At 66.8% G+C, this 13,536-nt stretch carries 12 protein-coding genes; 7 read left to right on the top strand and 5 right to left on the bottom strand.

The window, feature by feature from the left end; translation table 11 throughout:
• Positions 1–59: 59 nt before the first annotated feature.
• From MJO58_RS10030 to MJO58_RS10005, 6 genes are all read left to right on the top strand, one after another.
• Positions 60–854: an enoyl-CoA hydratase/isomerase family protein gene (locus MJO58_RS10030; RefSeq protein WP_090608732.1), complete on the top strand. Its 795-nt coding sequence runs from the start codon at positions 60–62 to the stop codon at positions 852–854.
• A 131-nt stretch (positions 855–985) separates the two neighbouring features.
• On the top strand, positions 986–1,621 hold the full coding sequence (locus tag MJO58_RS10025) for a DUF3000 domain-containing protein (protein ID WP_090601342.1): 636 nt from the start codon (positions 986–988) through the stop codon (positions 1,619–1,621).
• A gap of 1 nt (position 1,622) precedes the next feature.
• Entirely contained in the window at positions 1,623–2,933 is a 1,311-nt protein-coding gene (locus MJO58_RS10020; RefSeq protein ID WP_090601341.1) for an HRDC domain-containing protein, read from the top strand.
• Between the two features lie 236 nt (positions 2,934–3,169).
• Positions 3,170–4,408, top strand: coding sequence for an EspA/EspE family type VII secretion system effector (locus MJO58_RS10015; protein WP_239722735.1), 1,239 nt, complete (start codon positions 3,170–3,172; stop codon positions 4,406–4,408).
• A 31-nt stretch (positions 4,409–4,439) separates the two neighbouring features.
• Complete coding sequence (locus MJO58_RS10010; protein ID WP_090601339.1) at positions 4,440–4,757, top strand: ESX-1 secretion-associated protein; 318 nt, start codon at positions 4,440–4,442, stop codon at positions 4,755–4,757.
• A 56-nt stretch (positions 4,758–4,813) separates the two neighbouring features.
• Positions 4,814–5,410: a hypothetical protein gene (locus tag MJO58_RS10005; RefSeq protein WP_239722734.1), complete on the top strand. Its 597-nt coding sequence runs from the start codon at positions 4,814–4,816 to the stop codon at positions 5,408–5,410.
• A gap of 39 nt (positions 5,411–5,449) precedes the next feature.
• Here the strand turns inward: MJO58_RS10005 and MJO58_RS10000 are convergent, their stop codons facing one another.
• The 5 genes from MJO58_RS10000 to MJO58_RS09980 form a co-directional block, all read right to left on the bottom strand.
• On the bottom strand, positions 5,450–5,797 hold the full coding sequence (locus MJO58_RS10000) for a YbaB/EbfC family nucleoid-associated protein (protein WP_090601337.1): 348 nt from the start codon (positions 5,795–5,797) through the stop codon (positions 5,450–5,452).
• A 116-nt stretch (positions 5,798–5,913) separates the two neighbouring features.
• On the bottom strand, positions 5,914–7,827 hold the full coding sequence (gene dxs / locus MJO58_RS09995; RefSeq protein WP_239722733.1) for a 1-deoxy-D-xylulose-5-phosphate synthase: 1,914 nt from the start codon (positions 7,825–7,827) through the stop codon (positions 5,914–5,916).
• A gap of 37 nt (positions 7,828–7,864) precedes the next feature.
• On the bottom strand, positions 7,865–9,328 hold the full coding sequence (locus tag MJO58_RS09990; RefSeq protein WP_239722732.1) for a cation:proton antiporter domain-containing protein: 1,464 nt from the start codon (positions 9,326–9,328) through the stop codon (positions 7,865–7,867).
• A 166-nt stretch (positions 9,329–9,494) separates the two neighbouring features.
• Positions 9,495–10,691 carry a class I SAM-dependent RNA methyltransferase gene (locus MJO58_RS09985; RefSeq protein WP_090608730.1) on the bottom strand — a complete coding sequence of 399 codons (1,197 nt, stop codon included), beginning with the start codon at positions 10,689–10,691 and terminating at the stop codon, positions 9,495–9,497.
• Between the two features lie 39 nt (positions 10,692–10,730).
• Positions 10,731–12,725 carry an APC family permease gene (locus MJO58_RS09980; RefSeq protein ID WP_090601334.1) on the bottom strand — a complete coding sequence of 665 codons (1,995 nt, stop codon included), beginning with the start codon at positions 12,723–12,725 and terminating at the stop codon, positions 10,731–10,733.
• A 124-nt stretch (positions 12,726–12,849) separates the two neighbouring features.
• Here MJO58_RS09980 and MJO58_RS09975 point away from each other — a divergent pair, with 124 nt between their 5' ends.
• On the top strand, positions 12,850–13,533 hold the full coding sequence (locus MJO58_RS09975; RefSeq protein WP_090601333.1) for a potassium channel family protein: 684 nt from the start codon (positions 12,850–12,852) through the stop codon (positions 13,531–13,533).
• Positions 13,534–13,536: the final 3 nt, after the last annotated feature.

The following is a 13,536-nucleotide window of genomic DNA, read 5'->3' as shown; positions in this document are numbered from 1 at the left end:
GGCGGCCCCTGGAGCACCTGGCCACGCTGCGTAACATCAACCCAGTGTCAGTCGCACCGATCTCCGTCAACTACGACGAATTCCCCAGCCTGCGCTTCGAACACGGCGAGAACGGCGTCCTCACGGTGGTTCTCGACGCCCCCGGGCTGAATTCGGTCGGGCCGCAGATGCACCGCGACCTCGCCGACGTCTGGCCGGCCATCAATCGCGACCCCGCCGTACGGGTCGTCCTGATCCGCGGTGAAGGCAAGGCGTTTTCGTCCGGCGGCAGTTTCGACCTGATCACCGAAACCATCGGCGACTACGAGGGCCGGCTTCGCATCATGCGCGAGGCCCGCGATCTGGTGCTCAACATCGTCAACTTCGACAAGCCGATGGTCTCGGCGATCCGCGGCCCCGCCGTCGGCGCCGGCCTGGTGGTGGCGCTGCTCTCCGACATCTCGGTGGCCGGGCGGACCGCCAAGATCATCGACGGGCACACCAAGCTCGGGGTGGCCGCGGGCGACCACGCGGCGATCTGCTGGCCGCTGCTGGTCGGCATGGCCAAGGCCAAGTACTACCTGCTCACCTGCGACACCCTGCTGGGCGAGGAAGCCGAGCGGATCGGCCTGGTATCCCTCTGTGTCGACGACGACGACGTGCTCTCGAGAGCGGCCGGCATCGCCAACGACCTGGCGCAAGGAGCCCAAACCGCGATCCGGTGGACCAAACACAGCCTCAACTACTGGTATCGGATGTTCGCGCCCGCCTTCGAGACGTCGCTCGGCCTGGAATTCTTGAGTTTCAGCGGCCCCGACGTGCAGGAAGGGCTGGCGGCGCATCGCGAGAAGCGCCCGGCCCGATTCAGCGGCTGAATAGCCCCTGAGCAGGCTAAACAGCAAATGAATACGACGTGACACAACCGGGTAACAGGTTGGTCGCGACGGGTTTGGAAACCGGCGCGCCTGTCGCGGCGTGTCGGGCGATGGGTCTAGCGTCGAACGCTGTGACCCGCGCATACGACGATGCGGAGCGGGAGCGACGAGGAGGAGTTGCGCCAGTGACCTCAGTCGAACCAGGCCCGTTCCGCGAGGCGGTGGCGGCCATGAACGCCGTCAACGCCCGGCCGGAGATCGAGCTCGGCCCGATCCGGCCGCCGCAGCGCCTGGCGCCCTTCAGCTACGCGCTGGGGGCCGAGGTGAAGCACCCCGACCTCGAGATCGTCCCCGAGCGTTCGGAGGGCGACGCGTTCGGCCGGCTGATCCTGCTCTACGACCCGGACGGCGCCGACGCCTGGGACGGCACCACCCGCCTGGTCGCCTACATTCAGGCCGACCTGGATTCCAGTGAGGCCGTCGATCCCCTGCTGCCCGAAGTGGCGTGGAGCTGGTTGGTCGACGCGCTGGAAGCCCGGACGGACCAGGTCACGGCGCTGGGCGGCACCGTCACCGCCACCACCTCCGTGCGCTACGGCGACATCTCCGGGCCCCCGCGCGCCCACCAGCTCGAGCTACGGGCCTCCTGGACCGCGACCACACCCGCCATCGGCGCACATGTCGAAGCGTTTTGCGAGGTGCTGGAGCACGCCGCGGGCCTACCGCCGGCCGGGGTCACCGACCTGAGCTCGCGGTCACGCGCCTGACATGTCCGAGCCGGAGGACCCTGGGCCCAACGGCACCGCGCCCGACGGCAGCGCGCCCGGCAGCGCCGAATCCGAACCCACCCCGCTGTTGCAGCCGGCCGAGGGCATACCCGACCTGGCGGTGACCGTCAGCCAGATCGCGGACGCCGCACAGTTCCTGGACAGCGGGCACGGGCCGTTCGCGGTGGACGCCGAGCGGGCGTCCGGTTTCCGCTACTCCAACCGGGCCTACCTGATCCAGATCCGACGGGCCGGCGCCGGCACCGTGCTGATCGACCCGGTCAGCCACGGCGCCGATCCGCTGACGGCGCTGCGGCCCGTCGCCGAGGTGCTCAGCACCGACGAATGGATCCTGCACGCGGCCGATCAGGATCTGCCGTGTCTGGCCGAGGTCGGCATGCACCCGCCGGCGCTATACGACACCGAGCTCGCCGGGCGCCTGGCCGGGTTCGAGCGGGTGAACCTGGCGGCGATGACCGAACGGCTGCTGGGGCATGGTCTGGTCAAGGGTCACGGTGCGGCCGACTGGTCCAAGCGGCCGCTGCCCACCGAGTGGCTCAACTATGCGGCGCTCGACGTGGAACTGCTGGTCGAACTTCGTGCGGCGATCGCCGCGGAGCTGGCCGAACAAGGCAAAACCGATTGGGCTGCACAAGAATTCGATTACCTGCGCAGCGTCGGCAGCAAGGAGCCCACGCCCCGGCGCGAGCGCTGGCGGCGCACGTCGGGCATCCACAAGGTGCGCGACCGCCGCGGTTTGGCGGCGGTGCGTGAACTGTGGACGACCCGCGACAACATCGCCCAGCGACGCGACATCGCGCCGCGGCGCATCCTGCCGGATTCGGCCATCATCGAGGCCGCGATCGCCAATCCGAAGACGATCGAAGACCTGGTCGCGTTGCCGGTGTTCGGCGGGCGCAACCAGCGGCGCAGCGCAGCGACCTGGTTGGGCGCGCTGGAAGCGGCCCGCACCAGTCCGGACCCGCCCGAAGACGCCGAGCCGACGAACGGTCCGCCGCCGCCGGCGCGGTGGAGCAGGCGCAAGCCGGAAGCGGCCGCCCGGCTGGAGGCGGCCCGGGCCGGGCTGTCGAAACTGTCTGAGCAGGTGAAGGTTCCGACCGAGAACCTGGTTTCACCCGACCTGGTGCGACGACTGTGCTGGGACTGGGCCGACGCGCCGGACCCGGTCGAGGCCGTCGAAGAGTTCTTGTGCGCCGGGCACGCGCGGGCCTGGCAACGCGAGCTCGTCGATCCGGTGCTGGCGACCGCGCTGCAACCGCCCCCCAAAACCGAAGGCAGCTCAGCGCCGTAGGCGATGGCCGGTGTGTACTCGACGTCCGCCAGCCGCCAGCTAACGACTCGTCAATTTTCGTCACAGCGTTATGCGCGGTTGCAAAAAGTAGCGCGAACCTTACAATAAACTGTGGAAACCTGAGTAATAACTGTATAAATTCCTGAGTGTGGGGAAATTGGTGCACAGGGCACTCGCAGAGTGCCGTTAAACTTGCGATAAGAGACAAGTTCCAACTCGGAGAAGGGTATCTCAAAATGGCCGTTGCAGCATCAGAAATCGGCGGCCTCGTGGGTAGTCTCGCCGGCATTGGAAGGAATATCGCCGCCAAGGATTGGATTGCGACGGGCATCGGCGCCGGCGCATTCGGCATGGAAACCACCAAAATCATCGTCAAGGGCATCGCCGAGCGAAGAATTAAGGCTGAAATAGAACGTGGCCTGCAGGAGCGAACCAATCCCTGGGCGGCAGAGGTGCCGATTATCGAGTGGGGCATCGTCGCCATTACGGTCTTCGAATACTGCCTCGGTCTTGGTGACGCAACCAAGGGAGTCGAATTCGACAATGCCCGTTCGAAACTCGACTCGCCCAAGCGGGACTTGGAGTCGGCCATCCCCGACAGCAGGTGGGAGTCCACCGCGTCGCAAGAGTATGCCAAGCAGAACCAAGCCCAACTGAATCGTGTTTCCCTGATGCAAAAAAAGGATCAGGCGATGATGGATGCGCTTGCCGCTGAAGTCGCTCAGCTCACTGAAATACGCCGTGCGGTCGCGGGCATCAAGGACGGTCTTACCGGGTGCATATTTGTTGCCCTACTGATCAAAGCATACGGCAGCGAAGCCTCGTCGTTGGTGTTTCAGAAAGTAGTCACCCTGGCCGCGATCGCAGCGACGGTAAGTGCCCTCGGTTACATGGAATTCTATTCGGGCACCGAGACCAGGCCGAAGATAAAGGCAGTGGTCGAAGAATACGAGAAGATTATCACCGAAATGACCAGTTACCTGTCGGATTCTCACATTTTGCCGACCGTCCGCACGGCACCCGCGAAAGGCTCTAAAGTCTCCAACTTCTCCAGCGGGACCGCTGCGATGGCCATGCCCGACCCGGCCCCGTCAACGGGCCAGGCCGCGCCGACCGAATCGACGATTGTCCGTAACCACAGTCAGCCGACCCAAATGCCGGAACGACCGGTAAGCGGCCTGCCCAGCCTGACCCCGCTAATCCGCGAGCCCGCCCGGGACGAAGACCTGCCGGGCCAGCAAACTTCGGCCGTTCTGAGCCCCGTCACGCAGCCGCCGGTCACCACCGCTCAGCGCGGCAAGACGGCCCCGGCCGCCGGCGAACCCACCGCTCCCGGGAGCGCCGCCCCCGAGGAAGCCACAGTGAACGAGGACATCGCGGGTGCGGCCGCAGGCAACGAGGCCACCGAGCGCCCGCCCGTCGAACTCACGGCACCCGGAGCTGAGCAGGCGCAGGGGCCGGTAGCGGCGAACTAGACATCGCGAACCAGACATCGAGGAGAATCCGATGACAAATCTGAGCGTCACCTCAAAATATCTCGTCGACGTGCTCGCGGCGGCGCAGCAGAGAACCACCGAAGACTTCAAGAAATCGGCCACCGCGGTCGAGGGAGTCGGCGTCAACGCGTGGGTCAGCCATGGTGTGGCCTGCGGACCCGGCAACGATGCGGTGGTCGAGGTCGAGGCTCGCCGCACCGAGGCGCTCGGTCTGATGATCAAGGTTGCCGACGACCTCGCCACGAAATTGCGTGTGGCCGCCCAAGCGTACGAGGGCACCGACCAGAAGGCCGCTCAAGACCTCGACACCCAGCTGCGCCCCGGCTGAGCAAGCAGGGCGAAAAGCAGGCATTCCACCGACAGCCGCGATGAGAGTAGGACGCAATGGCCCAGGATCCGGGTAAGAACGAAGACGGCGGCGATGACCTCTTCGCCGCGATGGATTTCTCCGCCGGTGAACCCGCCGACACCGGCACCGACGCGTCGGCCGCCCTTGACTTCTCCGCCGCCACCGCAGACGTCGGGGCAGAGTCAGCGAGCGAAGCCGTCGACATGTCACCCGTATATGCACCGGCCGCGCCCGAAGAGGCCACGACGGTGCTGGAGGCCATCGATTCGGTGACACACGCCCCCGAGGAAGCCGAAGACGTCATAGCGCTGTTCACCGTGACCAATCCTCCTGGGACAGTATCGGTTTCGGCACTCGGGGACGGCGCGATCGAGCGGGTGGCTCTGTCCGCAGACGTGACACGCCTTACCGAATCGCAGCTGGCCGAGGAGATCCTCGTCATTGCGCACCTGGCGGCCCAAAAGGGGCAAGCCGCCCAGCATGAGTTCCTGTTCGAGACCATGTGCGAGCTGGGGGCGGGTGATCCCGATGCTGTCAGCGACCTGCTGGAGAAGGGCATGGAGTTGGCGTCGCCGCAGCGAGCTACCGAGACCCAGGCCCGCGTGTTCGCGACCCGATACAACAATGGCTGATCGCCCACCGCGCCGGCGACTCTGAGCGGGCCTTCGCGGTTAGGCCAAGCCCAACGTGTCCGTCATCGACCCGGCAATGCCGGCCAGGGACTCGATCAGCCGTTGCTGCTGGGCTTCGTTGGCCGCATTCACCACGGCCGCCGCGTTGCGCAACGCCTCGTTGACGCGCTGTTCGACCGTTTCGGCGCCCAGCCGCAGCAGGCCATCTTCGATTTGGAGGTCGGTGACGTTGCGGCGCCCGTTCACGGTCACTTCGACGGTCTTGGCTTCGTCGGTGGCCGTGAAGGTTTCAGTGTGGGTGCGGTACAGGTCGTCCTCGAGGGCCGATTGCAATTGCTGTCCGTATTCCAGCGCCTGAGCCAGTTGTGGGTGGCGGTCTGTGCTCATTGACCAGGTCCTTCTCGTCGAGGCTTGCGGTCGGGTGGGCAAGCACCGATTGTGTCCTTGATCCACTATTTCTATTGTATTGCTTTGGCCCGGTGGCCTGATGCACCAAATTGGTTCTAGTCCAGGTGCTCGCGGATCTCCGCTTCGGATTCGTTACTGGCTAGGGCGGCAACCCAACCGGTGATCCGGCGGGCCACATCCTGGTCGGTCAGCCCGACATCGGCGAGTACCTCACTGCGTGAGGCGTGCTCGTAGAACTCTTGATCCAGGCCGACGTCGCGGCATGGCATGTCGATGTCGGCGCGGCGCAGCGCGGCCGAAACCGCCGAACCCACACCACCATTGACGCCGTTGTCCTCGCATGTGACGAGCAGCTTGTGCTGCACCGCCAATTCGAGAACACCGTCGGAGACCGGCAGCACCCACCGCGGGTCGATCACGGTCACACCGATGCCCTGGTTGTGCAGCCGCTTGGCCACCTCGAGCGCCATCGAGGCGAACGCGCCGACGGCCACCAGCAGCACATCGTGGTTTAGCCCGTCGGCGGGCACCGCGAGCACATCCACTCCCGACCGTTGTTCCAGAGCCGGAATATCTTCGCCCACATCACCTTTGGGGAACCGCAGCGCGGTAGGGCCGTCGTCGACCTCCAGCGCCTCGCCGAGTTCTTCGCGCAGCCGGGTGGCGTCGCGCGGGGCCGCCACCCGCATGCCGGGCACGATGTTCAGCATAGACAGGTCCCACATGCCGTTGTGGCTGGGGCCGTCGGAACCGGTGACCCCGGCACGGTCGAGCACGATGGTGACGGGCAGCTTGTGCAGCGCCACGTCCATCATGATCTGGTCGAATGCCCGGTTGAGGAACGTCGAGTAGATCGCCACCACCGGGTGCATCCCACCCATTGCCAGGCCGGCGGCCGACGTCATCGCGTGCTGCTCGGCGATGCCGACGTCGAACAACCGGTCCGGGAACCGCTGCCCGAACGCCGACAGCCCGGTCGGGCCGGGCATCGCCGCCGTGATCGCCACGATGTCGCGGCGCTTTCTGGCGTAAGCGATCAGCGCGTCGGAGAAGGTCGCCGTCCAGCCCGGGCCCGGGATCTTGGTGGCCTGGCCGGTGGCCGGGTCGATCGGCGCGGTGGAGTGCATCTGTTCGGCTTCGTCGGCCTCGGCCGGGCCGTATCCCATGCCCTTGCGGGTGGCCACGTGGACGATTACCGGGCCGCCGAACCCGCGGGCCCGGCGCAGCGCGGCCTCCACGGCGCGTTCGTCGTGACCGTCGACCGGGCCGACATATTTCAGTCCGAGGTCGGTGAACAGCAGCTGCGGGGCCAGCGAGTCCTTGATGCCCGCCTTGACGCTGTGCATGAAGTGGTAGCAGATCTCGCCGATCAGCGGCACCGCACGCACCACGTCACGGCCCTTTTCCAGCGCCTGCTCGTAGGCCGGCTGCAGCCGCAGCATGGCCAGGTGGTCGGCGACACCGCCGATCGTGGGTGCGTAGCTGCGGCCGTTGTCGTTGACCACGATGACCACCGGACGACCCGACGCCGCGATGTTGTTCAGCGCCTCCCAGCACATGCCGCCGGTCAGCGCGCCGTCCCCGACGACCGCGACCACATGCCGGTTGCGGTGTCCGGTCAGTTCGAACGCCTTGGCCAGGCCGTCGGCGTAGGACAAGGCCGCACTGGCGTGGCTGGACTCCACCCAGTCGTGCTCGCTCTCGGCGCGCGACGGATACCCCGACAGACCGCCCTTTTTGCGCAGCGTCTCGAAGTCGTGGGCGCGTCCGGTCAGCATCTTGTGCACGTAGGCCTGGTGACCTGTGTCGAAGATGATCGGATCGTGCGGTGAGTCGAACACCCGGTGCAGCGCCAACGTCAGCTCGACGACGCCGAGATTCGGCCCCAGGTGGCCCCCGGTCGCAGCCACCTTGTGGATCAGGAACTCGCGGATCTCCTCAGCCAGATCGCGGAGCTGCTGTTGGGAAAGGTGCTGCAGATCGGCAGGGCCGCGGATCTGTTCCAGCATCACGTCAGTCTACGCAGCCCACGTCGGATGTAGCTGCCTACGAAGTGCCGAACAGTTCGGCCAGGCTGTCGCGAAGTTCGGGATCGGCCAGGACGACGACCTCGTCGCCGGCCTCCAGTTCGGTGTCGCCCCGCACCGGCACCAGGCCGGTGGCGCGCACCACCATGCTCACCCAGATGTCTCCGGCACGATCGCCGAGACCCTCGATCGTGCAGCCCTCGGCGGCCGACCCCGACGCAACGCGCAGGCGATGGATCCCCTCGGGTTCGTCCTGCAGCCGGATACCGATCTCCCACGGCTGCGTCTCGACGGTACGCATGGGCAGGCGCAGCAGTTGTGCGACACCGGGCACCAAGCTGCCTTGCACCAGCACCGAGAAGATCACGACGATGACCACGATCCCGTACAGCCGCTCCGCATCGGCGACGTGCGCGGCCCGCAGGAACTCGCCCAACAGGATCGGCACCGCACCCTTGAGGCCGGCGAAGAGGATGAAGCTGCGTTCGTTTCGCTGCAGCCGCACGGGAAGCAGGCAGGATCCCACCGCCAGCGGCCGAATCACCACGGTCAGGGCCGCGCCGAGGACGAGCCCGGGAATCCATACGTCGGGGTGGGCAAGGACGTTGAGGTCGACGGTCAACCCCAGGACGGCGAACGCGACGATTTCGGCCAGACCCGCCAACGCGGCGTGGAATCGCTTGATATCCGGCTTGTAGGGCGCGCGAGCGTCGCCGATCACGATGCCCGCGACGAACACCGCCAGAAAACCGGAGCCGTGCGCCAGCGTGGCGATGCCGTACAGCATCAGGCTGGATGCCAGTGTCCGCAGCGGGTAGAGGCCTTCGCTAGGCAGTGCCACGCGGCGCATGAACACCAGCAGGGCGCGACCGCCGATCACCCCGACGGCCAGACCAATCGCCATTTGCAGAACGAATTGCGTTCCGACGCTGACGAAGCCGGCAACGCTGAGGCCACCGGCGGCGATCAGGCTGACCATCAGGGCGATGCCGACCGGGTCGTTGGCGCCGGATTCGCCCTCCAGGATGGTGCTGCTGCGACCGGCGATCTCGCGTTTGCCCAGTACCGAGAAGACCACCGCCGGATCGGTGGGCGCCACCGCGGTGGCCACGAGCACCGCAGGGAACCAATCGATTCCGGTGAGGTAGTGCAGGATCACCGCGGCGCCGGCGGCGGTGAGCGCGGTGCCCACGACGCCGACCGAAAGGATCGGGGCAGCGGCCGCGCGGAAGCGCGCCGGGCCGATGTGCATGCCGCCGTCGAACAGCACCAGCACCAGCGCGATCGTGATCACCCGCTCGACGGTCGGCTCCGACGGCGACTGCACCGCGGCCACGGTGTGCGCCGCGACCGCGGCTCCGACCAGAACCAGCAGGGGCACCGGGATTTTGACCCGCTCGGTCAGCCGGTTCGCCAACACCGCAATCAAACCGACGGCACTGGCGAGCAAGACCAGCAATGCGTACCGCAGAGTTTCGTTCACGGCGCCCACCCGTGGGTGAGCATGAGTCGGACGGTCGCAGGTCGTTGTTCGGCGGCAGCCACCCGAGCCTCTCGATGGTTCGATGACGAAATCGCCGACCAGACTTCCCGGCACACCGCGACGGAGTCTAGCCTGCCGCGGGAATCTCCGCAGCGGCATTGCACCGCTAGCGGCTCAGCAGCGCGATGCATTCGGTGTGATGAGTCAGCGGGAATGCGTCGAACACCTCGATCTGCTCGACGGCATAACCGTGACCGAGGTACAGGCCGATGTCGCGAGCGAAAGATGCTGCCTCACAACCGATATGCACCACCCGCGGAACGGCGGCGGCGGCGAGGAGATCGACGACGTCGCGCCCGGCACCCGACCGCGGCGGATCCAGCACCGCGACGTCGGCACCGGCTTTCTGTGCCGACACCGCGCGACGCACCGAATCGGTGATCACGTCGACCTGCGGAAGATCAACCAGAGCGGCCCGTGCGGCCCGTGTCGACGCGCGCGAGGTGTCGACGCAGAGAACCCGTCCGGACTCCCCCACCGCGGCGCCCAGGGCGGCGGCGAAAACGCCGACGCCGCCGTAGAGATCCCACACACTCATGCCGGTGGCGGGCTGTGCCCAGTCGGTGATCAGAGCGCTGTACACCCGCGCCGCATCCCGGTGCGCCTGCCAGAACGCGGTCACCGGCACCTGCCAGCTGCGCCGCCCGACGCGTTGGGTTGCCTCGTAGTCGCCCTGCACCACATTGGTCGCCGTTCGCCCGCCTTTACGTACGGTGCGCACCACATGGCGGCATCCGTCGTCATCGACGGCGACGTGCAGCTGTGCGTTCGGGGACAGGTCGCCCGGAGAACACGCCTGGGTTAGTCCGTCCAGCATGCCCGGCGGCAGTTGCGCACACCGCAAGTCGGTCACCAGCTCGTCGCTGTGGTAGCGGTGAAACCCGGGGCGGGCGTCCGCGCCCACCTCGAGGCGCACCCGGGTGCGCCAGCCGGTGGGTCCGCAATCCGAAAGTGGTTGCGCCTCACCGCTCCAGTGATGGCCGCCAAGGCGCTCCAGCTGATTGGCCACCACCTGTCCCTTGAGCGTCCGAACCGCTTCCGGGGCGGCGAATGCCAGATCGCAACACCCGGCGCCCTCAACGCCCGCGATCGGGCACAACGAATCGGTCCGATCCGCCGACGCGTCGATTACTTCGACAACCTCTGCGTGCCAATAGGATCCCCGGTCCGCGGTGACCCGTACCCGCACCCGCTCACCGGGTAGGGCGTAGCGAACGAACACCACCCGGCCTTCGTGGTGCGCCACGCAGCTGCCGCCGTTGGCGGGAGCGCCGGCGACCAGCGTCAGCTCCCCGGGCGGCAGCGTGGCCTCGGCACTCACGACACTATCCTCGTCGGCCGCTTAGTCGAAGATTCCGCGGCGGGCGTCACCGGGAGCAGCGTGCGGCTGCAGGGTCTTGAGTCGCTCCGACGAACTCAGTTGCCAGGGAACCGAAGTCACCATCACGTTTGGCATGAACAGCAGTCGGCCCTTGAGTCGCAACGCGCTTTGATTGTGTAGCAACTGCTCCCACCAGTGGCCGACGACGTACTCGGGAATGAAGACCGTCACCACCGTGCGCGGCGAGTCCTTGCTGACCCGCTTGACGTAATCGAGCACCGGACGGGTGATGTCGCGGTAAGGCGAGGCGATGACCTTCAGCGGCACGCTGATCTCGCTGTGCTCCCAATCATGCACCAGCGCACGGGTTTCCGCGTCGTCTACGCTGACCGTGACGGCCTCGAGCACATCGGGCCGGGTGGCGCGCGCGTAGGCCAGAGCGCGCAGGGTCGGTAGATGCAGCTTCGACACCAGCACCAGAGCGTGGTTGCGGCTGGGCAGCACCACGTCGTGCTGGGCGGCGGCCTGCTCTTCCAGTTCGCGGGAGACGGTAGCGTAGTGTCTGCGGATCATCTTCATGATGACGAACAGCGCGCCCATCGCGACGATCGCGATCCAAGCCCCGGCAAAGAATTTGGTGACCAGCACCACCAGCAGAACCGCGCCGGTGGATAGCAGACCGACCGTGTTGATCACCCGCGAGCGCTTCATCTTGGCCCGCGCCTTGGGGTCGGTCTCGTTGCGCAACAGGCGAGTCCAGTGCCGGACCATGCCGATTTGGCTCAGCGTGAACGATATGAACACGCCGACGATGTAGAGCTGGATCAGCGCGGTGACCTCGCCGCGGAACGCGATGACGAATGCCAGAGCCGCCGCCGACAGAAACAGGATCCCGTTCGAGAAGGCCAAGCGGTCACCGCGGGTGTGCAGCTGGCGCGGCAGATAACTGTGCTGCGCCAGCACCGAGCCGAGCACCGGGAACCCGTTGAACGCGGTGTTCGCCGCCAGCACCAGGATCAGGGCCGTCACGGTGGCGATGAGCAGGAACCCGATTCGAAAGCTGCCGAACACCGTCTCGGCGAGCTGGGTCACCAGTGTCTTCTGCAGGTAGCCGGCCGGCGCACCCGTCAGCTGAGTGGCGGGATCGTCGACCAGCTGCACATGGATCTGCTGGGCCAGCACGATGATGCCCATCAGCAGCGTCACCGCGATCGCGCCGAGCATCAGCAGCGTCGTTGCGGCGTTGCGGGACTTGGGTTTCTGAAACGCCGGCACGCCATTGCTGATCGCCTCGACACCGGTCAGCGCCGCGCAACCGGACGAGAACGAGCGGGCCAGCAGGAAGGCAAACGCGAAACCGACGATCTGGCCGTGCTCGGCATGCATCTGGAAGGCGGCGGATTCGGCGCGCAGCGGATTGCCCAGCACGAAAATCCGGATCAGCCCCCACCCGATCATCACGACGACCCCGACGATGAATGCGTAGGTCGGGATCGCGAAAGCCACCCCGGACTCGCGGATCCCACGCAAATTCAACGCCATCACCAAAAGGATGGCGGCCACACAGAACCACACCTTGTTCTGCGCCACGAGCGGGACCGCCGAACCGATGTTCGCCATCGCGGATGAGGTCGAAACAGCAACGGTGAGAACATAATCCACCATCAGCGCGCTGGCCACGACGAGGCCCGCCGTCTCGCCCAGGTTGGTGGTGACCACCTCGTAGTCACCGCCGCCGGACGGGTACGCGTGAACGTTCTGCCGGTAGCTGGCCACCACGACCAACATGACCGCGGCGACCGCGAGGCCGATCCACGGCGTCAGCGCGTAGGCGGCCGCTCCGGCCACCGACAGCATCAAGAAGATTTCCTCGGGCGCATACGCCACCGAGGACAGTGCGTCGGAGGCGAACACCGGCAAGGCGATGCGTTTGGGCAGCAGGGTGTGGCTCAGCCGGTCGCTGCGTTGCGGTCGCCCGATGAGCAACCGGCGCGCTGCGGTTGAAAGTTTGGACACGAGAGCCAAGAGTAAGCGCAACGGGCCATGCCGGTAGCGTTCCGTGGGCGAGAATGTTCCCGACGGAAATCGGCTGGCCACACAAGTTTGCCGATGGAACGCGACCCAGCCGAAAGGACCTGACGTGCGGGTGGTTGTAATGGGCTGCGGCCGGGTGGGCTCTTCGCTGGCCGACGGGCTGTCGCGAATTGGCCACGACGTCGCCGTGATCGACCGCGACAGCACGGCATTCAACCGGCTGAGCCCGGAGTTCGCCGGCGAGCGGGTGCTGGGCCAGGGCTTCGACCGCGATGTGCTGCTGAAGGCCCGCATCGAGGAGACCGACGCGTTCGCCGCGGTGTCCTCCGGCGACAACTCCAACATCATTTCGGCCCGGTTGGCCCGCGAGACGTTTGGCGTTCACCGGGTGGTGGCCCGGATCTACGACGCCAAGCGCGCCGAGGTCTACGAACGGCTCGGCATCCCCACGATTGCCACCGTGCCATGGACCACCGACCGGCTGCTCGGCCTGCTGACCCGCGACACTGAGACCGCCAAGTGGCGCGACCCCACCGGCACGGTCGCCGTCGCCGAGGTCGTCCTGCACGAGGACTGGGCGGGTCGCCGCGCCACCGATCTCGAGCAGGCCACCGGTGCTCGCGTCGCGTTTCTGATCCGGTTCGGCACCGGCATCCTGCCCGAGCCCAAGACGGTCATCCAGGCGGGCGATCAGGTCTACATCGCCGCGATCTCCGGCCGCGCAGCCGAGGCCGTAGCGATCGCCGCCCTGCCGCCCGCCGACGACATCGATTCGGGGGCGGGGCATTGACCC

This window comes from Mycobacterium lentiflavum, assembly GCF_022374895.2.
Classification (GTDB): Bacteria; Actinomycetota; Actinomycetes; order Mycobacteriales; family Mycobacteriaceae; genus Mycobacterium; species Mycobacterium lentiflavum.
Note: the sequence above shows the minus strand (reverse complement) of the source record. Positions and strands in the feature narration are given on the sequence as shown.

Coding starts and splice junctions, on each gene's coding strand:
- MJO58_RS10000 (WP_090601337.1), bottom strand. CDS start 5,797: ATGAGCACAGACCGCCACCCACAACTGGCTCAGGCGCTGGAATACGGA.
- MJO58_RS10010 (WP_090601339.1), top strand. CDS start 4,440: ATGACAAATCTGAGCGTCACCTCAAAATATCTCGTCGACGTGCTCGCG.
- MJO58_RS10020 (WP_090601341.1), top strand. CDS start 1,623: ATGTCCGAGCCGGAGGACCCTGGGCCCAACGGCACCGCGCCCGACGGC.
- MJO58_RS10015 (WP_239722735.1), top strand. CDS start 3,170: ATGGCCGTTGCAGCATCAGAAATCGGCGGCCTCGTGGGTAGTCTCGCC.
- dxs (WP_239722733.1), bottom strand. CDS start 7,827: ATGCTGGAACAGATCCGCGGCCCTGCCGATCTGCAGCACCTTTCCCAA.
- MJO58_RS10005 (WP_239722734.1), top strand. CDS start 4,814: ATGGCCCAGGATCCGGGTAAGAACGAAGACGGCGGCGATGACCTCTTC.